This is a genomic window from Rhodococcus sp. NPDC049939 (genome assembly GCF_040656415.1).
Classification (GTDB): Bacteria; Actinomycetota; Actinomycetes; order Mycobacteriales; family Mycobacteriaceae; genus Rhodococcus_F.
In genome coordinates this window covers 121821-144060 of sequence record NZ_JBFAMC010000001.1, presented here as the reverse complement: position 1 = coordinate 144060, position 22240 = coordinate 121821, and the positions used below count along the sequence as shown (strand labels likewise).

The following is a 22240-nucleotide window of genomic DNA, read 5'->3' as shown; positions in this document are numbered from 1 at the left end:
ACCGAATTCCCGCAGGGCAGTACCCACGAGATCGGCCGCAGTGCGCAGGCGGCATGTTTGCCGACGAGCAGGGAGCAGATTCCACCATTGTGGCTTACTTGCGTCGCCGCGGCAGATCCGATGTTGCCGTCACCGCGGTCTTTACCCTCGGATGGGAGCGCGGAACTCAGCCCGCGCCACTCGGCTCATCCTCTTCGCCGAAGACCCACGGTGCCAGCACGACGAGCCACCCGTCAGGGTCTTCGAACAGGACGGCACCGTTGTCCGTCCAGTACGGATTGGCCGCACTGACAGGTTCGTGCCCGAACTTGCTGATCCGCCGAGATACTTCGGCGACCGCCGCAGCCCCCCGGAGATATAGCACCAGCTGGTTCTCCGGGTCCGGTTCAGGAATACGGGGCCGGTCTCCGCGCTGCAGTAGTTCCATGTGCACTCGGTTGCCAGGCAGGCCGAACACAGCGCCGTCGTAGCCACTGTGGTCACGCCACTCGGCCAGCACTGGTAAACCGACGACGTCACGGTAGAAGACCAGGACGTCGTCGTAGTGGGCTGTCGGCCGAGCGAAGCGCACCGCTCCGACCGCTAGATGAGCGGGCCAAGGCATGGACATTCGCCGATGGTCGCACGGGACCAGCAAAAATGCCATCAGTTGTGGGTCTGCCACTGAGGGCGACACCCTCCTACTTACCCGTGTCGCTGAACTACTGTGGAAATGTATCCAGTTATCAACTGCAGCACACAATTCCGACGTATACGTTTACGTGTACTGCTTCTTCGCCTCAACGGCGGATCGGCTGCCGATCCCCTCATCTAGTGCTTCGACCTCGATGCCCGGCACGATCCGCGCTCGACCACGTCCGCAGTTTCCGCGCCATCGATCAACGCCGAAGCCAACAACCATAGAGTCCCCAGCAATGGACGAGTAACCTCAATTGAGACGCCCTAGCTTCGCCGACGGGCTCCCACACCCGAGGCAATCGCGCGGAGGGAGTGAATATGCCCAGGAGGCCGCGGCCCGACGTCCAAATATCGCGGCGACAGGCGTTACGACTTGGCGCCGGAGTGGCCGCCCTCGGCGTCGCGAGCGCGTGCTCCATCACCAGGAACACCGAGTCCCCCATCGGGCCCGACTCCCCGCAAGCGCGTGCGTTCGCCCAGTCCAAGGCTCGACAGTTCCCCCTCGGCAAACGAGTCGAGTTCGACCTCCGTGCGCGTCCGGAAGACATCGATCTCGGCGGGGTACGCAGTACCGCATGGCTGTACGACGGCCAGCTACCCGGGCCGATTCTGCGGGTAGACGTCGGAGACAGAGTCCGGGTTCTGTTCCGCAATCGGCTTCCCGACGAGACGACCGTGCATTGGCACGGCATCGCGATTCGCAACTACATGGACGGGGTACCGGACGTTACGCAATCCCCGATACCCGCCGGGGAAGAGTTCACCTACGACTTCATTCCTCCTGATCCGGGCACCTTCTGGTACCACACTCACGTCGATCTCCAGCGTGGCCGCGGACTGTATGGGGCCCTGATCGTCGACGATCCTCGGGCACCGGAGAATTGGGACGCCGAGTTCGTCGTCGTGCTCTCCGACTGGCTGACCAGTCGCACTCCGTCACAGGTCTTCGACCATCTTCGCAGCTCGACCATGGATCCAATGCCCGAGATGTCCTCGCCCGCACTCGGTGGCGACGCCGGGGACGTGAACTACCCCATGTACCTTCTGAATGGCAGGCCACCTGTCGACCCGGCAACCTTCATGGCACGGCCGGGACAGCGCGTACTTTTTCGAATCATCAACGCCAGCGACGACACCGCGTTCAGGGTTGCATTGGGTGGCCACCGCCTGACGGTCACCCAGACGGACGGCTTTCCCGTCCAGCCAGTCGACACCAGTTCGATTCTGATCGGAATGGGTGAGCGGTACGACGCCCTCGTGAGTCTGCAAGATGGCGTCTTTCCACTGGTCGCGGCAGCGGAAGGGAAGGGGGCCCAGGCCTTCGCGTTGGTACGCACCGGCGCCGGCTGTCCGCCGAACCCTATAGTGGCACCCGATGAATTGCGTGGTCGGCCACTCACCGTCACCGATCTGAATGCCGACGACGCTGTCAGACTGCCGCCTCGCGAACCCGACACCACCCTGCTGGCAGCGCTCGGTGGCGGTATGAACCCATACATTTGGACGATCAACGAGCAGGCGTACCCCGAGTACACACCATTGACCGTCCGCGAAGGCCAACGAGCTCGGCTGCTCTACACCAACAACACGACGATGTACCACCCCATGCATCTGCACGGGCACACCTTCGCTATTGCTCGACCAGACGGATCAGGCCCGAGGAAGGACACCGTCATCGTGCTACCTGGCCAGACCGTCGCCGCGGACATCGAGGCTGACAACCCAGGTCAATGGATCACCCACTGCCACAACGACTATCATCTCGCTGCCGGCATGGCGACCATCTTTTCCTACGTGAGCTGAGGCCACCCTCAGTGACGGCGGCCTTCAACTCCTCCTGCACAGTATCGCCTCCGAGAGGTCACTGATGCATCGACGCCGGTGCCGAATCCTCCTCGCGGACTACCGCATCCAGTCGATCAATGCCTCGGCAAGGACGCCGCCTCGATCCTCCTGCACGAAATGACCACCGCCCTCGATGGTTTGGTGCGGTTGCCCATCGGCACCCGAGATCTTGTGGATCAGGGCTCGTTCGCCTCCGCTCGTAATGGGATCCTTGTCGGAAAACAGGCAGAGAAACGGCTTTTCGAACTTCGCCAACGTAGCCCATGCCGCCCGATTGTCCGCGGTGGCGACGTTGTCCTCGTCCTGTGGGATGAGGTCGGGGAATGCCCGGGCACCGGCCATATAGGAGGGGTCTGGGAACGGGGCCTCGTACGCTGCGGTCACCTCCGGGGACAGCTTCTCCGTGCACCCACTCGAAATCAGAAAGCCGATCGGCAACTCCGGGGTGCTCGCTACGAAGTTGCGGAAAACCTGCCATGCCTCCGGAAGTTTCCGGGTCCCGTCCGGAAGCCCGGTGTTGGATGCGCAGACGCGGGCGAAACGCTCAGGATGCTCACCGACCAGTCGTAGACCGATCAACCCTCCCCAATCCTGGCAGAACAGGGTGATGTCGTGCAGGTCCAGAGCATCGAACAGGAACGATCGCATCCATTCGACATGCCGGGCATACGTGTAGTCGGATACTTCGGTGGGCTTGTCGCTGCGGCCGAACCCGATCAGGTCCGGGGCGATTACGCGCATGCCTGCGTCGACGAGGACGGGGATCATGTGCCGGTACAGATACGACCAGCTCGGTTCTCCGTGTAGCAGGAGTACCAAGGGACCATCCTTCGGTCCCTCGTCGATATAGCCCATCCGCAGGCCGTCCGACGTCTCCGCATAATGGGGACTCCATGGGAATCCAGGTAGGTCCACGAAGCGTTCGTCAGGGGTTCTCAACGTCTCCATCGCTCGACCCTAACGCCAAACTCAGACCTGCAACGCGCGAGGCGACGGTAGAGACTGGAGTTGCCGATTCACCGTTGTAGAACGGCTGCAGATGCCAGGCTTGTCGTCATGCACAACATCAGATCGAGTGGTGATCGCTGATGGCCCGGCCGGTGCGCGTTGTCATCCTCGGGGCCGGTTCGTGGGGCACGACGGTCGCAAGCCTCGCCGCCCACAACACTCCGACGCTGCTGTGGGCACGTCGCCACGAGACTGCGGACGAGATCAACACAGAGCACCGCAACTCTCGCTACCTCGGCGACCGTCCACTTTCCCCCAGTATTCGCGCGACGTCCGACCTGGTCGAGGCAGCGCGGGAAGCCGATGTCCTGGTGGTGGGCGTTCCGTCGCACTCGATCCGTAGCACACTCGGCCAGATCGCCAATGAAGTGCGGGCCTGGGTTCCGGTGCTGTCATTGGCCAAGGGACTCGAGCCGGGCACCCGCTTGCGGCCCACCGAGGTAATCGCAGAATGCCTGCCGGGCCATCCGGTCGGACTGCTCGCCGGCCCCAACATCGCACGAGAGATCGTCGATGGGTATGCCGCGGCGTCTGTCGTCGCTACCCAAGATGTCCGGGTTGCTACCGCGCTGCAGCCGTTGTTCGCGTCCGCAGTGTTCCGCGTCTACCGCAACACTGACGTACTGGGTTGCGAACTCGGTGGGGTGCTCAAAAATATCGTGGCCATCGCGTCCGGTATGGCCGACGGACTGGGCGTCGGGGACAACACCCGGGCGATGGTGCTCGCCCGCGGACTGGCCGAGATGACCCGACTCGGCGAAGCGATGGGTGCGAATCCACGGACGTTCGCCGGACTCACCGGGGTCGGCGACCTCATCGCCACCTGCATGAGCCCGAGTTCACGCAACAGGCGAGTTGGCGAGGCAATCGCCCGCGGCTCGACGGTGGACGAAGCGCTCGCGTCCCTCGGCCAGGTCGCCGAGGGCGTCAAGACCGCCCCAACCGTGATGGACCTTGCCCGCGACTACAACGTGGACATGCCCATCGCCGCCGAGGTCGAGGCGGTAGTTGCCGGACGGCAGACGGCCGAGGGCGCCTACCGCGGGCTGCGGAGAGTGGCCCCGGGAAGTGAAGACGAGGTCGCCTGAGCCGAGGGCCGCGCCCCGGTAGTATCAGTGTCTAGACGCTTCTAAGTTTTCTCCTAGAAACCTCGGGCAGACTCTGGGCAAGAGTCGTATCCCCGACACGCGACGCGTCGGGGAGGAGCCGGGAGAGAAGCTTATCGATGAACTCGCCGACCTCGAACCATCTGAACCCGTTTCCCCTCTCCCCCGCTCAGCGGGGGATTTGGCTGGCCCAACAGCTCGACCCGAGCGTACCGGTGTCGGTGGCACAGTATGTCGAGATCCATGGCGAAGTGGACCGAGCTCGCCTGAATTCGGCATTTTCCCAGGCAGGGTCGGAATTCGAGTCGCTCGAGCTACGTATCGTCGAGGTTGACACCCAGCCACTGCAATGGGTAGACGAGAGCCTCGACCTGACCGTCGATTATCTCGACTTACGTCGAGAGCCTGATCCCGAAGCGTCGGCGCACGCCTGGATGCGCACCGAGACAACCACCCCGATCGACCTCCAGCGTGATCCGATGGCAACCTCCTGCCTTCTGCACGTCGGGCTCGACCATTACTTCTGGTACTGGCGTACCCACCACATTGCCTTGGACGGTTTGGGATCCCTCAACATGCTCAACCGCATCGCCGAGTTGTACATGGGCGGAGACGGACTGCCTCCACCGATCAAGAGACCACTGGGCGTTCGAGACATCCACGAACTCGAGATCGGGTACGGCCACTCGGCTCGCAGGGAGGCCGACCGGAAGTACTGGACCGAGACAATGCGCGGGTTCAGTCATTCGTGCACACTGGCGCGCGGGCGTGCTCCTGCCACAGCCGGTTCCCGGGACGTCAGCGGACTGTTGCCCGACGACATCGTCGATCAATTGGACAAGTTCACAGCCGCTCATGAAGGCAACCTGGCGACCCTCGTGGTGGCTGCGCTGTCCGGGTATCTCGCGAGAATGACCGGCGAGGACGACATAACGCTCAGCCTCCCCGTGTCGGGGCGCACAACAGCGGCGCTGCGTAGGTCGGGTGGCATGGTCGCCAACATGGTCCCGTTGCGGATCGCGGCCTCGGGCACTACGAGCGTGGGCGATCTGGTGTCCCGCACGCGGCTGGCGATATCCGGCGCCTTGCGACATCAGCGCTACCGCATCGAGGACATCCGCGCGGATCTGAGGGATTCACCCACCGAGCCCCGGCTGTTCGGCCCCGCGGTCAATATCATGCTCCCCTCCAGAGATCTCGAGCTCGGCTCCGTGACGGCACACCTACATGTGCTCTCTTCGGGGCCGATCGAGGACCTCCTGGTGAACCTCTACCGCGACGGACCTCGCGAACCGATAAGCCTCGACTTCAAGGCGAACCCGCGCCTGTATTCGCAAGACGAGCTCGAACAGCATCACTGTCGATTCCTGCGATACCTCCGTCAGTTCCTCCGAGCCGACTCGTCCCACCCGATCGGTGACCTGCCTGTCCTCACGACAGGAGAAGCGTCGGCGCTGGTCCCTTTCACCGGGCACCCCGGCGACGCGGGTGTCACCCTCGCCGAACTGCTACGCCGGTCCGCGAAGCACAATCCGGATTCGGTTGCCGTCGTCTGCACGGGCCAGGAGATTACGTACCGCGAACTCGATGAGCGCTCCGACCTGTTGGCCGCGATGCTGATCAGCGCCGAGGTGGGGCCGGATGACATTGTGGCGCTGGCATTCAGTCGATCTATCGACTACGTCTGTTCGGTATGGGCGGTGGCGAAATCAGGGGCCGCGTTCTTGCCCGTGGATCCGAGCTACCCAAGGCCTCGAGTGCAGCACATGCTCGACGGATCGCGCGCTTCAGTGGGGTTGACCACTGAAGAATTCCTGCCGAACCTGCCGACCACCATCGACTGGTTACCGGCAAATGGATCGACTGCTTCAGATCCTCCAAGCGTTGCAACGCAAATCGACCAGATCGCCTATCTGATTTATACGTCCGGATCGACAGGCGTTCCGAAGGGAGTCGCAGTCACCCATCGCGGGATTGCCAACCTCGTTGCGGAACAACGCGATCGATTCGGCATCGATGAAGCGTCCAGGGTTCTACACGCCGCGTCGCCTGGTTTCGACGCCTCCGTCCTCGAGATGTTGATGGCCTTCGGTTCCGGTGCCACCCTCGTGATCGCCCCACCCACGACTTACGGCGGATGGCCGTTGTCTCACCTGATGACCACCGAGCGTGTCACACACGCGTTCATTACCCCTTCGGTACTGGCCTCGATCGAGCCAAGCGAGGTCGAGGGCCTGCGCACACTCGTCGTCGGTGGCGAATCCTGCCCGCGGGACCTGTTGTCTCGATGGACTTCCCAGTGCACCGTAATCAACGCGTACGGTCCTGCCGAAAGCACCGTGGTGGCAACCGTCAGCGATCCCCTGGACGCGTCGAAGCCGGTCACCATCGGCAGGCCGATTCGGGGGGCACGGGCGGTAGTGCTCGACCAACGGCTACGCCCGGTTCCCTCGGGTGTGGTCGGTGAACTCTACGTCGCGGGAGCCCCACTCGCCCGGGGATATCACCACCGAGCTAGGGACACCTCGGCCCGGTTCATCGCCGATCCGTACGGGCCTCCGGGTACGCGTATGTACCGCACCGGGGACACCGTCCGATGGACGCCCGAATATCAACTCCACTACCTCGGACGCAGTGATGATCAGGTGAACCTTCGGGGTGTACGCATCGAACCCGGCGAGATCGACGCCACCCTGTGCCGGCATCCCGCTGTCCGGTTCGCGGTCACATTAGTCCGGGAGCGAGGGGCCTACCCCCAGCTGACGTCCTACGTGGTCGGAAACGGGGACGTCGACGAGGAGGAGTTGCTCGCATTCCTCGGCGCCGAACTGCCCTCGCACATGGTCCCCGCCTCGGTGATCGCCCTTCCGGAAGTGCCTCTGACGCCGTCCGGAAAGCTCGACCGTAATGCTCTTCTCGACAAAGGCTTCCGATCATCGAAACAAAGATCACCGGGGAACGAACGCGAACGCCTACTGCACGACATCTACGCCGAAGTCCTCGGCTCCGGCGACTTCGGGGTGGACGACTCGTTCTTCGCGCTCGGCGGCGACAGCATCATGGCGATTCAGCTGGCATCCCGCGCGCGGACTGTGGGGATCTCGTTCACCCCGCGTGACGTGTTCGAGCAACGCACCATCTCCCGCCTCTGCGGCGTCGCCGAAGACGGCATCGATATCCCGCTCCTCGAGGAACTGCCCGGGGGCGGGATCGGAGACATCCCGCTGACGCCGGCGGCGGCCTTTCTGTTGGACAGTGTTCGCGATATCGATCGCTACGCGCAGGCCGTCCAGCTGGAGTTGCCACCCGGGATCGATGCGGCCGGACTATGCGAAGTGGTCACAGTGCTACTGGGCCACCACGACGCTCTGCGCACACACCTGTTTCGACACTCCGATGGCAGGGCATTCCTCAGCGCGAGTGGGTCCGCCCCGGCGGCCGCCGATCTGATTCGCCGGATTCCCGTCAACACAAAGATCACCGATGCGGAATTGGCCCACTGTGCCCGAAATGAATTCGAAGCTGCAGTGCGACGGCTGGATCCCGTTGCGGGCGTGATGTTGCAGTGCGTCTGGCTGGACACCGGGTCGTCGGATACGGCCCGGCGCGGACGGCTCCTGATCGTTGCACATCACCTGGTGATCGACGGCGTCTCCTGGCGAATACTGATCAGTGATCTCGCGGTGGCCTGGCCTCAGATCGAGGCCCGGTCGTATCCTGTCACGCTTGCCGCGGTCGGGACCTCACTGCGACGGTGGTCATACGGACTGATCGAGGAGGCTCAGCGCCCGAACCGGCGGTCCGAAATGACATTCTGGCGCGAGGTGGTCGGCGTCGACGATCCCCCTCTCGGCACCCGACCGCTCGACACCGAGCGTGACACCAATGCCACGGTCGACCGGATTGTCGTGAAACTTCCTGCAGCGGTGACACACTCATTGCTCAGAGACGTCCCGGCGTCCCTCCACTGTGAAATCAACGACGCGCTGCTCACCGCCCTCGGCCTGGCGCTGACGAAGTGGCAGCGACGTCGAGGCCGGTCCACGACCGCGCCCCTGATCCGGCTCGAGGGGCACGGCAGGGAGGAATCTGTACTGCCCGGTGCCGACCTCTCGCGCACCATCGGGTGGTTCACCAGTATTTTCCCTGTCCGACTGGACCTGTCGGGAATCGATTTGGCCGAGGCATTCGCCGGCGGCCCCGCCGCGAGTAGCGCAATCAGCTCGGTCAAGGAGCAACTGCGCGCCGTGCCCGACAAGGGAATCGGATACGGACTGTTGCGGTACCTCGGCGAAGACACCGCGAACGAGTTGCGCGAACGTCCGGACGGACAGATCAGCTTCAACTATCTCGGACGACTCGATGCCGCTGTCGCAGAAGGCAACTGGCGTCCTGTGCAGGACGAAACTGCTGTCTTCTCGTCGACCGACCCGTCGATGCCCGTGACGGCGCTGATCGACGTCACCGCGTTCACTTCGTCCGGCACACTCGACACAACCTTCGCGTTCGCCGCCGACGCAATCCCTGCGAAGGACATACGCGACCTGGCTGATCTGTGGGTGCAAGCGCTGACCGCTCTCACCAAACGAACGCTGACTCCACCCCCGGGTGGGCTGAGCCCGTCCGATCTACCACTCGTCTCCGTCGACCGGAGCGACATCGAGAAGTGGGAACGGCGCCACTCAGACCTTCTGGACGTGTGGCCGTTGACGCCGTTGCAAGCGGGTCTGCTTTACCACGCGGAACTCACCGGTAACGACCCCGATCCATATGTGATACAGGTGATCCTGGGCCTGTCCGGGAAAATCGATCGCGAGCGTCTACGTCGCAGTTGCTGCGCTGTCCTTGCAGCGCACGCGAACCTGCGAACGGCGTTCGTACGTGACCGTCGAGGCGTCCCGGCACAACTCGTACTCGATGACCCGCCGCTTCGATGGCGACACGAAAACCTCTCTGGTCCCGATCCGGATGCCGATGCCGAGCAGATCTTGCTGGAGGACCGCAGCACCGCCTTCGACCTCGCCGCTCCCCCACCCCTTCGATTCACACTGCTCACGCATGGTCAGGATCGCGCCGAACTCGCCATCACGAGCCATCACATCGCTGTGGACGGCTGGTCGATTCCGCTTCTGATGCGCGAGTTGTTCACCGCGTATCGGGACGGTCACGTACGGAGGGAGTCACCATCGTCGAGTCCGTACCGCGACTTCCTGGTGTGGCTCTCGACAAGGGACACCCGCGAGTCGGCGAGGGTTTGGGCTGAGGCACTCGACGGCATCACCGCACCCGCGCCACCGACACAGAACACCGGGTACACATCCGAGGCCGAATTGGATCTGTCCGCGGAGACCACCCGGACGCTGGCCGCGCACGCGGCCGATCTCGGAGTCACGCTGAGCACCCTCGTGCAGTTGGCCTGGGGAATCGTTCTCGGACACGCGACCGGACGGGACGAAGTCGTCATCGGCGCGACCGTCTCCGGCCGGCCTGCGGAACTCACCGGCGTCGAGTCGGCGGTCGGGCTGTTCGTCAATACCGTCCCTGTCCGGATTCCCCTCGACCTCGACGTCGACGCCGCAACGCTGCTCACCCGACTGCAGGCTCGCCACGTCCAACTCCTCGAGCACCACTATCTGGGTCTCGCGGAGATACAGGAGGCCGTCGGTGTGGCACCGCTGTTCGACACATTGGTCGCGTTCGAGTCCTACCCTGTCGACCTGACCGGGTTGGCCGGCTCGGTGGACGGACTCGTACCGGACGGCGTCCGTGCACACGATGCCTCGCATTACTCCGTAACGCTCTCGGCGAAAACCTGTCGAACACTCGAGCTCACCGTGAAATGCCGGTCGGGTGAATACGAGGGGACCGCACTGCTCGCCCGGATGGGACGTGTACTCGAGGGTATCGCGCGGGATCCACACCGTCCGATCGGTGCGCTCGACCTGCTCGGCACCGAAGAGCGGGAACGGGTCCTGCGCACATGGAACGCGACAGACGCGCCGGTTCCCCGCGATACCCTGCCTGATCGCTTCGCCGCGCAAGTGCGGCGCACACCCACGGCCACCGCAGTGGTATCGGGCGTGGAACGACTCACGTATGCCGAGTTCGATTCGCGAGTGAACCGTCTTGCGCGGTACTTGGTAGCGAGAGGTATCGGACCGGAAACCGTTGTCGGTGTGTCGATTCCCCGATCATTGCACCTTCTCGTCGCGCTGTACGCGGTCATGAAGGCGGGTGGCGCTTATCTTCCTGTCGATGCCGAGCATCCACTCGGCCGCACCTCCCAGCTGGTCGACACGGTCCATCCCGCGCTGCTCCTGGCGTCCGGCGCCGAGCCACGGGCGACGCCGGAGGGAGTGCCCGTTGTGGACCTCGATGTTCTGGACGCGACCGCCTTCGAATCGGGTCCGCTCACCGACGCCGATAGACGTGTGCCGTTGCGTCCCACGAATGCCGCATACGTTCTCTATACGTCCGGATCTACCGGGCGACCCAAGTGCGTCACGGTGACCCACGAAATGATGGTGAACCAGTTTCGCTGGGCCCAGAAGCAGATCCCGCTCGACTCCTCCGACGTGGTGCTCCACAAGACCCCGTTGACATTCGATATCTCCGTCTGGGAACTGCTCTGGCCGTTGGAGACCGGGGCACGAGTAGTGCTCGCCGGCCCCGACGACAATCGCGACCCCGGTACCCTCGCAAACATTGTCGAGCAGGAGGCGATCACAACATTTCATGTCGTGCCGTCACTGCTCGACGCGTATATCGAGCAATGCGGCCAGGGAACGCCGGCGACGCTTCGCCGTGTGATCTCTGCCGGAGAGCTCCTCACCACGGTGACGGCAACCAGATTCCGAGACATCAGCCAAGCGGACCTCCACAACTGGTACGGACCGTGCGAGGTTGCCGCATCGACCGCGGAGTCGTTCGATACCGCAGACCACGCCGCCACCGTCCCCATTGGCAGGCCCGTCGACAACATACGTACGTATGTTCTCGACACCCGATTGCGTCCGGTACCCCCTGGGGCCACCGGCGAGCTGTATCTCGCGAGTGCATATGTGGCGCGATGCTATTCCGGACGATCCGAACTCACGGCAGCCAGTTTCGTCGCCGATCCCTTCGGTGGAAAGGGCGGACGAATGTACCGCACCGGTGACTCGGTGCGGTGGGACGGCGACGGCCGGATCCACTACATCGGACGGTTCGACTTTCAGATCAAACGTCGCGACCAGCGAATCGAACCCGGGGAGATCGAGGCGGCGCTGAAGTCCGACCCCGAGGTGAAAGAGGCCGCGGTGACCATGCACCGCGATCCGCGTGCGGGCGATCGGCTGATCGCGTACATAGTTCCCGCCAGCGGTGCGGCGGCCGACTCGGAAGAGATCACCGAGCGCCTCACGGACCGGCTTCCGGCTTACATGATTCCCTCGGCAATCGTTCACCTCGCCGCTCTGCCCGTCACGAGCAGCGGAAAGCTTGACCGCGCATCCCTACCGAAACCGCCCTCCGCGCGAAGTGACTCCGATTCTGTCATGCGCCCCGTCGAGGACGTCATCTCATTCGTGTTCGCGGAGGTGACCGGCACGCCCCACGTGGCTAGAGACCTGAACTTCTTCGCGGCCGGAGGTAACTCGTTGACCGCCTCGCAGGCCGTCGCCCGCCTCGGATCAGCGTTGGGGATCCCACTCGAGATTCGCGAGTTGTTCGACCATCCCACCGTCGCTGGACTGTCCGAGTATCTCGCCATGCGGGGACGCGGCACCGATTCGATACCGCTCGTGGCTCGCGTTCCGATCGAGCACGTCCCACTGTCTGGGGCTCAGCCCGAGCACGTCCCACTGTCGCCGGCGCAACAGCGACTATGGTTCCTGAACCGTCTCGACGGTGACACGTCCGCAGACAACATTCCGATCATGTTGTCTCTGAAGGGCACACTCGACGAATCGGCGTTGTGCGCGGCGGTGGGTGACGTGATCGAGCGTCACGAACCCCTGCGCACGGTCTACCCCGAGCACGACGGGATTCCGTACCAACACGTGCTTCCTGCCTCTGCTGTATCGCCCTGTCGGATCACGAAGACGGTGGATCCCGCCGGAGTGATACACGAACTGAATTCGACAGGATTCGACCTCACCGTCGACCCCCCGATTCTCACCGCACTCCTCGCGGTCGGTGAGGACGAGTGGGTGCTCGTTCTGGTCATACATCACATCAGTGTCGACGGTTTTTCGCTCAGGCCTCTTGCACGAGACATCTTGGCGGCGTACACGTCTCGAACGACCGGAACCGAGCCTTCCTGGGCTCCGCTACCCGTTCGGTATGCCGACTACGCACGGTGGCAGCAAGATTTGCGCGGTCGACCGGGCAGCCCGGCGCTCTCGTATTGGACGCAGGCTCTGTCCGGACTGCCCGAGGTGTTGCCGCTTCCGTGCGACCGCCCCCGCCCTCGCGTCGCGACTCACCACGGTGCCCACGTGACATTTTCGCTCGACGCCGACAGCCACCAGAAGATTCGTGAACTCGCACTTACCCACGACGCAACTCCGTTCATGGTGGTACACGCGGCGCTGGCGGTTCTTGCGACCAGGCTCAGCGGCATCCACGACATCGCAGTCGGCACTCCGATTTCCGGACGTGGACCCCGGAAACTCGATGATCTCGTAGGCATGTTCGTCAACACTCTCGTGCTGCGAACCGACACCCCCCTGCACACATCCTTCGCCGAGGTCGTCGCCCACGCGCGCAGCGTCGACCTCGCCTCGTACTCCCATGCGGACGTTGCCTTCGAGGATGTGGTGGAGTCCCTTTCGCCGACTCGCGCCCTCAGTCACAACCCACTGTTCCAATTGGCGCTCTCCTTCCACAACCCGGTACCGATCGCGATCGACTTTCCGGACATGTCCGCCAGAATTCTCGAGGTCGACACCCACACAGCCAAGTTCGACCTTCAGCTGACGGTCACCGAGTCTTTCGACGCTGCGGGTGACCCAGCCCCGCTCTCCTGCGTCTTCACCTACGCCACCGACCTGTTCGACGAGGCCACCGTGAGAGGTTTCGCGGATCGGTTCCAACGTATTCTCGAGACGGTCCTCGACAATCCCGACGTCGTGATCGGTGACATCGAACTGCTCTGCCCTGAGGAGAAGGATGTCGAGGTCGGACACCGAAGTCCACCGTCGCTGCCGCCCCGAACGCTGCCCGAGTTGTTGTCGGAGGCCGTCCGACACGACCCGGACGCGACGGCGTTGAGAGCTGAGGGCCGGTCCGTCACCTACCGCGACCTCGACCTCGAATCGAATCAACTTGCCCGCGCATTGATTCGACGTGGGATCGGGCCGGAATCGGTCGCGGCCCTGGGCCTGCCCCGCTCGATACTCTCGGTCCTCTCGATATGGGCCGTCGCAAAGACCGGTGCTGCGTTCGTTCCCGTTGACCCCCACTACCCTCTACACCGCATCGAGTACCTCCTTGACGACTCCGGCGCCGTTCTCGGGCTGACCACCCGGTCGGATCGCGAGGTGATGCCGAATGCGGTCGACTGGATCATGCTCGACGACCCGGGCTTCCGTAGCGAGTGCCGCGGCTACTCGTCGGCGGAGATAACCGATTCAGATCGTGTGCAACGACTGCACACCCAGAATCCGGCGTACGTGATCTACACGTCGGGTTCGACCGGCAGGCCCAAGGGTGTCGTGGCGACGCACGCAGGTCTCGCGAATTTCACTACAGAACAGCGTGAACGATACTCGGTGACGGCGTCCTCACGCATATTGCTGGCATCGTCCCCCAGTTTCGACGGGACGATGCTCGAGTTGCTCATGGCGCTCGGCGCGGGTGCCTGCGCGGTGCTTACGCCACCGACGGTCTACGGCGACGACCAACTCGCAGATGTGCTCGTGGCCGAACGAGTGACGCACATGTTCACCACCCCGACGGTACTGGCCACGATCGACCCGGCCGGACTGCACGCACTTCTCGTCGTCGTCGGCGGCGAACCCTGCCCCCCGCGCCTCGTCGCCGACTGGGCCGCACAGGAACATATCTCGTTGTTCATCGCTTACGGGCCGACCGAAACCACCATAGTTACAAGCATCAGTGATCCGATGGAGCCCGGCGAGGTCGTCACGATCGGCCGTCCCGTGCGCGGTTCCACGATCGTATTGCTGGATCCGCGCTTGCACCCGGTTCCGCCGGGTGTTGCGGGCGAACTCTACATTCGCGGTCCGGGTGTTGCGCGAGGCTACCACCGCAGGTCGGGACTGACCGGAGAACGGTTCGTGGCTTGTCCATTCGGGACGGCCGGCGAACGTATGTACCGGACCGGTGATGTCGGGCGGCGGCGACCTGACGGCTCGATCGAGTACCTGTATCGTAACGACGCGCAGGTCGAACTGCGCGGAGTCCGGATCGAACTCGGCGAAATCGACGCGACTCTCCTCGAGCATCCGAGCGTGAGGTTCGCCGCGACGGATCTGCGCGTGCTCCACACCGGTGCGGACGCATTGGTGTCGTATGTCGTTCCGGCACAAGATGCAACCGTCGATCCGGAGCAGATCATCCGATACGTGGCCGCGTATCTGCCGGCGCCACTCGTTCCCACGACCGTGGTCGTCGTGGACACCGTTCCGCTCACCGCGAACGGCAAACTCGATCTCGCGGCCCTCCCCGACCCAGAGCCCACCACGGTCCCATTCCACGCCCCGCGCACGCCCACCGAACAGGTCGTTGCGACGGTGTTCGCCCAGGTGATCGGCACCGATCTGGTGGGGCGGGAAGACAATTTCTTCTCACTCGGTGGCACCTCGTTGTCCGCCACGCGTGCCGTCTCGCGAATCGGCGCGGCCTTGGGCGCCACCGTGCCGGTGCGCACCCTGTTCGATGCCCCTACCGTGTCCACGCTCGCTGAGGCCGTCGCGGAACAAGCTCAGGACGCGGCCCCGGTCGCCCTGACAGTCCGTCCCCGGCCTGCGCGTATCCCGCTGTCTCCTGCTCAGCAACGGCTTTGGTTCCTTGCCCGCCTCGCTCCCCGGTCACCCGAATACAACATCGCGATGGCACTGAGGCTGTCGGGGTCACTGGATGTGGCCGCTCTTGGTGCAGCCCTCGGGGACGTGGTGCGTCGTCATGAGCCGTTGCGCACCCAGTACCCCGAGCATGACGGTGTCGCGTATCAGCAGATCACCCCGGCGCCGCGGGCGGTGCCGCGGCTCACGCCGATTCCCGTATCCCATGATGAGGTCGCTGCACGAGTGACGGCCTGTGCGACTACCGGATTCACTCTCAGCGACGAGCTTCCGATACGCGCCAGGCTGTTCGCCCTGTCCCATACCGAGTGGGTTTTGGCCATGACCGTCCATCACATCAGCGCGGACGGCTATTCGATGGGCATACTGGCTGGTGACCTCATGCAGGCATACGCCGCGCGACTGTCCGGACAGGCGCCGCACTGGCAGCCGCTACCCGTCCAGTACACGGACTACACCCTTTGGCAACTCGACTTCCTCGGCGAACGGGAGGATTCTGATTCGATTGTCGCACAGCAGCTGTCGTACTGGAAGAAGATGCTGGAGGGTGCACCGGAACAACTATCGCTTCCGACCGACAGACCGCGTCCCGCCGTTGCGTCGCACCGCGGTGCCAACGTCGAATCAACACTGGACGACGATGTCTGGTGCGCAATCGAACGCACGGCATCGGCGAACTCGGTCACCGCATTCATGGTCGTGCACGCCGCATTCGCGGTTCTACTGGCGAAGCTCAGCGGGTCGACCGACATCGTGATCGGCACACCAGTCGCCGGACGAGGGGATCAAGCCCTCGACGAACTGGTCGGGATGTTCGTCAACAACCTCGCTCTGCGCACCGAAGTGGTTCCCGGGGAAAGCTTCAGCAACCTACTCAGCCGGATTCGCGAGAGCGATCTCGACGCGTTCGCGCACTCCACCGTGCCCTTCGAGACCGTGGTCGAGGTACTCGACCCTTCCCGGTCTCGCGCACGTAATCCCCTGTTCCAGGTTGCCCTGGCCTTCCAGAATCTCGACCACACCCCGCTCACCCTGCCCGGTCTCGAGGTCCGCGAACTGACCCCGTCCATCAAATCGGCAAGGGTCGACCTCCAACTCACCGTGGTCGTCGGCCCACACCCGCCGGCGGAGCGAGCCGGAATGTCTCTCGTGTTCACCTATGCGACCGATTTGTTCGACCATGACACTGTCGCGGCGATCGCCGATCGTTTCGTCTCGACCCTGAGCGAGGCTGTCGCACAACCTGATCTGCCCGTTGGAGACATTGCTGTCCTCGAACGGATCCTTCCACCTCCGGTGGTAGCCCCCACAGGCCTGACACTCGTCGATCTGTTCGACCGGCAGGTCGCCGCGTCACCCGACGCGACAGCCACCGTGCAAGGCGGGTGCGAACTCAGGTACCGCGAACTCGACAGGACCGTCAATCGCCTGGCCCGCCATCTCATCGGCATCGGCGTCGGACCGGAATCGATCGTGGGGCTCGCCGTCCGCCACGGCATTGATCTCCTCATCGGAATGTACGCCGTGGCGAAGACCGGAGCGGCGTACATGCCGATGGATCCGGACCATCCAGTGCATCGCAACGCCGAGTTGATCCAGGCTTCGGGCACACACGTCGTCCTCACCACAGAACGAGATCGTCACGAGATTTCCGATGGAGTGCCCTCGGGCGTCCTTCTCGTAGTCCTGGACAGCGTGGATGTATCCGGTCTCGATTCGTCTCCGGTAACCGACCTCGACCGGATCGCGCCCCTACGGGCCCAGAACCCCGCGTATGTGATGTACACGTCGGGGTCGACAGGCGCACCGAAAGGCGTGGTGGTGACTCATGCATCCGTCGTGAACTTTCTGAACTGGCGGCAGCGCACCGACCCGATCGGCCCCGAGGACACGGTGCTGATGAAGTTGCAGTACACGTTCGACGCCTCGGCGCGCGAGCTCTGGTGGCCACTCGTCGCGGGTGCGCGGTTGGTGATCGCGCCGGCGGACAGTCAGCGCGATCCTCTGCGTCTCGCCGAATTGATCGGAAGGCATCGGGTGAGTGTGGGGTACTTCCTTCCACTCATGCTCGCCGAGATCCTGACGGTCCCGGATACCGATCTCACGTCGCTGCGACAGGTGTCGTGTGGCGGCGAGACCCTACCCCGCGACACCGCTCACGCCTTCCGAACACGGTGTCCGGATGCGCTGCTGTACAACGAATACGGTCCGACCGAATCAACTGTGGCCGTCACCCGTTCCGTCGTCGACACCAGCGACGGGACCGTCCCGATCGGCTTGCCCATGTGCGGCGTCGGCGTGTTGGTTCTGGACGCGCGATTACATCCTTCGCCGGTCGGCGTTCCGGGTGAGCTGTATCTCGCGGGAGCGCAACTCGCTCGCGGGTACCTGGGACAACCCGGCACGACCGCCGCCCGGTTCGTTGCCAATCCATGGGGTTCGTCCGGTGAACGGATGTACCGAACGGGCGACGTGGTGAGTCGCCGAAGAGACGGAACCCTCGACTACCTAGGCCGTAATGATCTCCAGGTGAAGATTCGCGGCCAACGCGTCGAGCTCGGAGAAATCGAAGCGGCAATGCGGGCTCACCGCGACGTCGCTCAATCTGCAGCCGCGGTGCACCAATCCCCCGTCGCCGGAGCCCGTCTGGTCGGGTATGTGGTCCCCCGCCCGGACGTCGTGATCGACACCCGACTGTTGTCGGCGGAACTGGCTCGGAGTCTCCCTCGATACATGGTGCCCAACCAGATCGCGGTGGTCGAGGCGTTGCCGTCGACACCCCACGGCAAGCTTGATCGGCGGGCGCTGCCCGATCCCGGTATTCCGCGGACCCAGCCATTTCGGCCTCCCACGACCTGTATCGAGAAAATGGTCACGTCCGCGTTCGAGGAGATTCTCGGCGCCGGTCCGGTCGGGTTGGACGACAACTTCTTCGAGTTGGGGGGCAACTCGTTGTCGGCAGTCAAGGCCGCATCACGACTGCACACCACGACTGATGTCGCCGTCCGGCTCGAATGGTTCTTCGACGATCCGACGGTTGAAGCAATCGCGGCCAGGATCTCATCGAATGAGCAGGGTCCCGAAGCCGCTTCCGCGCTCGACACACTGCTGCCCTTGAGCCGAGGCGACGAGCGAGAACCCCTGTTCTGCATACATCCTGCGATCGGATTGTCCTGGTGCTATTCGGGACTGCACGCACACCTCGATCCGGGTAGACCCGTTTACGGCCTGCAGTCGCCAGCGTTGACCGCGCCCGACGAACGGTTCACTTCGATTACCGACCGTGCCCACCGTTACGTCGAGGAGATTCGCCGCGTGCAGCCGCAGGGGCCCTACCATCTGCTCGGATACTCGGTTGGTGGCGTAATCGCCCACGCAATGGCCGTCGAGTTGCGGTCGCTCGGCGAAGAAGTGAGCATGCTTGCCATGATCGACAGTTATGCCACCGCGCAACGGGACAATCCGCTGCCGTCGGCGCTGGAGTTGCTGGCGGAGTTCGACGGCGATCTCGCCCGGCAACTCGATCCGGAGCACTTGAAGCGATTGTACGAAGACTATGTAGACGTCATCGACGCCGCCGTCGGCTACGCGCCGGGATGGTTCGATGGCGGATTGCTTTTCTTCAGCGCGACCCGGGACGAATCCCAACCCGTCCCCGCAAGCGAGACGTGGCGACCATGGATCGGCGGGGAGTTGATCGACCACACCGTCAACTACCCGCATCGCCACATGACGGACCCGGAGGCCCTCGCAGTACTCGGACCCGTCTTGGCTTCCGCACTGGTCAGCCGATGACCGGACTGAGGATCCAACCGCCGCCGACCACGAGACAACTGACCGTCACAACCAGGAACAGGCCCACCCAGACGAGTCCTGGGATACGGGTAAGCCGGGCGAGCTGATCGGCGTCGGAGTTCGGGGCCGCCCCCTTCGCGCGATGGCGTTGCAATTCGATGACAGGCCGCGACGCGGCCAAGAGCATGAACAACGTGATCAAGTACGCCGCCGCCACCTGCTGGTCCTGTGTCCCGAACCAGACGAGCCCGAACAGTAGCGCCCCGGCCAGGCTCAGGGAGAACAGCCCATACAGATTCCGGACGAGAACCAGCATCGCGGCCAGGGCCGCCACACCGATCCACAGCACCGCCACTGCGTGTCCTGTGCCGAGCACCCAGGCAGCGCCCAGCCCGAGTACAGCGGGACCCACATATCCGGCGAAGGTCATGAGGACCACGCCCGGGCCGGTGGGTTTTCCCGAAGAGATGGCAACACCCGAAGTGTCCGAGTGCAGGCGCACCCCCTTGAGCCTTCTCCCGAAGAGCAAGGCGACCAACAGATGTGCACCCTCATGGACGATGGTCACCACGTTGCGGGTAAGTCGCCAGGACCGCGGTTCGACAACCAGGACCACGGCGACAACCGCCGTAGTCTGGACGACCCAGGTGGCAGGAGCGGGACTGACGGCGCTCATGCGCTCCCAAAGCGACTGAATTTCGTTCATCGGCGCCGAGTGTACGGCGGCCGAGTTCAGCTACCCCTGTCTTGCCAGGTTGGGGATCAATCCGCCTGCGAGCACGTCATTCACCTGACGCCGAGACAGACGATGATGTACGGGAATCTCGAGCTCGCGCGTCACGTCGAATACAGTCAGGCGCGCTCCGGAACGAATGGCCTCACGTACTCCGTCGAGGATCAGCACGTCGCCTTGCCGAATGGTGTCGTAGTCGTCCGGATTCTCGAATTCGAGCGCGAGCACACCGAAGTTGGCGAGGTTCTGCCAGTGGATTCGGGCAAACGACTTCGCGATGACGGCATGCAGCCCGAGGTGACGCGGCGTGATCGCTGCATGTTCCCGAGAAGACCCCTGACCGTAGTTGTCGCCGCCGACGATGAAATGCCCGGTGCTCTTCGCCACCTCCTCCGCGCGCGCAGGATATGTCTCGTCGATCTGAGTGAACGTGAACTCGGCAAGCTTGGGGATGTTGGAACGAAACGGCAGAGCACGCGCCCCCGCCGGTGAAATCTCGTCGGTGGAGATATCGTCACCGACCACGAGGAGCACGGGTGCCTCGAGTCGGTCGGGCAGGCGCGGAAGCTCGGGCAGGGAAGAGATGTTGGGCCCCTTCACGAGTTCGACGCCACGGGCTTCTTCCTCGGGTAGTGGCGCCACGAGCATGGCGGTGTTGATCGCAGCCCGTGCCGGAAACTCGATCTTCGGATACGGCATTCCTACTTCTCTCGCCCAGTTCCGCGGGTCGGTGATGACCCCGGTCAGCGCCGACGCTGCCGCCGTCTCCGGCGAACACAGCCATACGGAGTCCTCCCTGGTTCCCGAGCGGCCCGGGAAATTTCGGGGCATAGTCCTCAGAGAGTTCTTGTCCGTCGCGGGCGCCTGCCCCATGCCGATGCAGCCCATACATCCGGACTGGTGAATCCGCGCGCCTGCCATGACCAGCTCGAGCGTCGCGCCCATCCCCGTGAGATCCGACAAGATTTCCCGTGAACTCGGATTGACGTCGAAGCTCACACTCGGGACGGTCTGCCTCCCCGACACCATGGCAGCGACGATCGCGAAGTCACGTAGACCGGGGTTCGCAGATGATCCGATCACCACCTGGCTCACATCCTCACCAACCACCTCGCGGACGGGCACCACGTTCCCCGGTGACGACGGCTTCGCGATCAGTGGCTCGATCGTCGACAGGTCGATGTGCTCATGCAAGTCGTAGTCCGCACCGTCGTCGGCGAGAAGTTCCACGAAGTCCTCTTCCCGCCCCTCACACTGCAGAAAGTCGCGAACCGCGATGTCGGCCGGGAATATCGATGTGGTGGCGCCCAGTTCGGCGCCCATATTCGCGATGACGTGACGGTCCATCGCCGTCAACGTCGCAAGTCCCGATCCGTGGTATTCGATGATCCTGCCGAGACCGCCCTTGACCCCGTGGCGGCGGAGCATCTCGAGGATGACGTCTTTCGCCGAACACCACTCGGGCAGCCTGCCGGTCAATTCCACACCCCAGATCTGAGGCATCCGAAGGTACAGGGGATGACCCGCGATGGCCATCGCCACCTCGAGCCCTCCCACACCGATCGCGAGCATGCCCAGAGACCCTGCCGCCGGTGTGTGCGAATCCGACCCAGCCAACGTCTTGCCGGGAACACCGAATCGCTGCATGTGGGTTGGATGGGAGACCCCGTTACCGGGCTTCGAGAACCACAACCCGTACCGGAGAGCCGCCGATCGAAGAAACTCGTGATCCTCGGCATTCTTCTCATCGGCCTGCAGCAGATTGTGGTCGACGTACTGCACGCTCAGTTCGGTCTCGATGCGATCGAGGTGGAGCGCCTCCAATTCCTGCATCACGAGGGTTCCGGTGGCGTCCTGTGTGAGGGTCTGATCGATCCGAATCGAGATCTCCTCGCCCGGTTCCATCCGACCGTCGAGGAGGTGTGCACTGATGACTTTCCGGGCGACATTCTCGGGCATCGTTGATCCCTTCGTCCTAGATCCAGGATGCGTCACAACCCCCGACGAGGGCCAGAGCCGATAGCATCTCGATACTCGACATGAGAATC

Annotated in this window: 7 protein-coding genes; 3 read left to right on the top strand and 4 right to left on the bottom strand. The window is 63.7% G+C overall.

The genetic code is table 11. The features are described from left to right. Positions 1-166: 166 nt before the first annotated feature. Positions 167-610, bottom strand: coding sequence for a VOC family protein (locus AB0I57_RS00600; RefSeq protein WP_358328360.1), 444 nt, complete (start codon positions 608-610; stop codon positions 167-169). A 386-nt stretch (positions 611-996) separates the two neighbouring features. On the opposite strand from AB0I57_RS00600, the gene AB0I57_RS00595 reads away from it, so the two are divergent. Continuing rightward, on the top strand, positions 997-2481 hold the full coding sequence (locus AB0I57_RS00595; protein ID WP_358328358.1) for a multicopper oxidase family protein: 1485 nt from the start codon (positions 997-999) through the stop codon (positions 2479-2481). A gap of 99 nt (positions 2482-2580) precedes the next feature. Here AB0I57_RS00595 and AB0I57_RS00590 read toward each other — a convergent pair whose 3' ends face one another. Beyond that, positions 2581-3471, bottom strand: coding sequence for a haloalkane dehalogenase (locus AB0I57_RS00590; protein WP_358328355.1), 891 nt, complete (start codon positions 3469-3471; stop codon positions 2581-2583). A 140-nt stretch (positions 3472-3611) separates the two neighbouring features. On the opposite strand from AB0I57_RS00590, the gene AB0I57_RS00585 reads away from it, so the two are divergent. Next, positions 3612-4619, top strand: a complete 1008-nt coding sequence (locus AB0I57_RS00585; RefSeq protein WP_358328352.1) for an NAD(P)H-dependent glycerol-3-phosphate dehydrogenase — start codon at positions 3612-3614, stop codon at positions 4617-4619. 137 nt (positions 4620-4756) lie between these two features. Further along, positions 4757-19459, top strand: coding sequence for an amino acid adenylation domain-containing protein (locus tag AB0I57_RS00580; protein WP_358328349.1), 14703 nt, complete (start codon positions 4757-4759; stop codon positions 19457-19459). On the opposite strand, the gene AB0I57_RS00575 is transcribed toward AB0I57_RS00580, so the two are convergent. Both AB0I57_RS00575 and AB0I57_RS00570 read right to left on the bottom strand, forming a co-directional pair. Next, the gene (locus AB0I57_RS00575) at positions 19449-20165 is read right to left on the bottom strand and encodes a M50 family metallopeptidase (protein WP_358328346.1); all 717 of its coding nucleotides are present in this window, start codon (positions 20163-20165) and stop codon (positions 19449-19451) included. The two genes, AB0I57_RS00580 and AB0I57_RS00575, sit on opposite strands and share 11 nt — an antisense overlap. A 30-nt stretch (positions 20166-20195) precedes the next feature. Continuing rightward, positions 20196-22151, bottom strand: a complete 1956-nt coding sequence (locus AB0I57_RS00570) for an aconitate hydratase (protein WP_358328343.1) — start codon at positions 22149-22151, stop codon at positions 20196-20198. Positions 22152-22240 lie beyond the last annotated feature (89 nt).

Excerpts from the sequence above, each read along its gene's own strand:
- AB0I57_RS00600 (WP_358328360.1), bottom strand. The coding sequence starts at position 610 with ATGTCCATGCCTTGGCCCGCTCATCTAGCGGTCGGAGCGGTGCGCTTC.
- AB0I57_RS00595 (WP_358328358.1), top strand. The coding sequence starts at position 997 with ATGCCCAGGAGGCCGCGGCCCGACGTCCAAATATCGCGGCGACAGGCG.
- AB0I57_RS00590 (WP_358328355.1), bottom strand. The coding sequence starts at position 3,471 with ATGGAGACGTTGAGAACCCCTGACGAACGCTTCGTGGACCTACCTGGA.
- AB0I57_RS00585 (WP_358328352.1), top strand. The coding sequence starts at position 3,612 with ATGGCCCGGCCGGTGCGCGTTGTCATCCTCGGGGCCGGTTCGTGGGGC.
- AB0I57_RS00580 (WP_358328349.1), top strand. The coding sequence starts at position 4,757 with ATGAACTCGCCGACCTCGAACCATCTGAACCCGTTTCCCCTCTCCCCC.
- AB0I57_RS00575 (WP_358328346.1), bottom strand. The coding sequence starts at position 20,165 with ATGAACGAAATTCAGTCGCTTTGGGAGCGCATGAGCGCCGTCAGTCCC.
- AB0I57_RS00570 (WP_358328343.1), bottom strand. The coding sequence starts at position 22,151 with ATGCCCGAGAATGTCGCCCGGAAAGTCATCAGTGCACACCTCCTCGAC.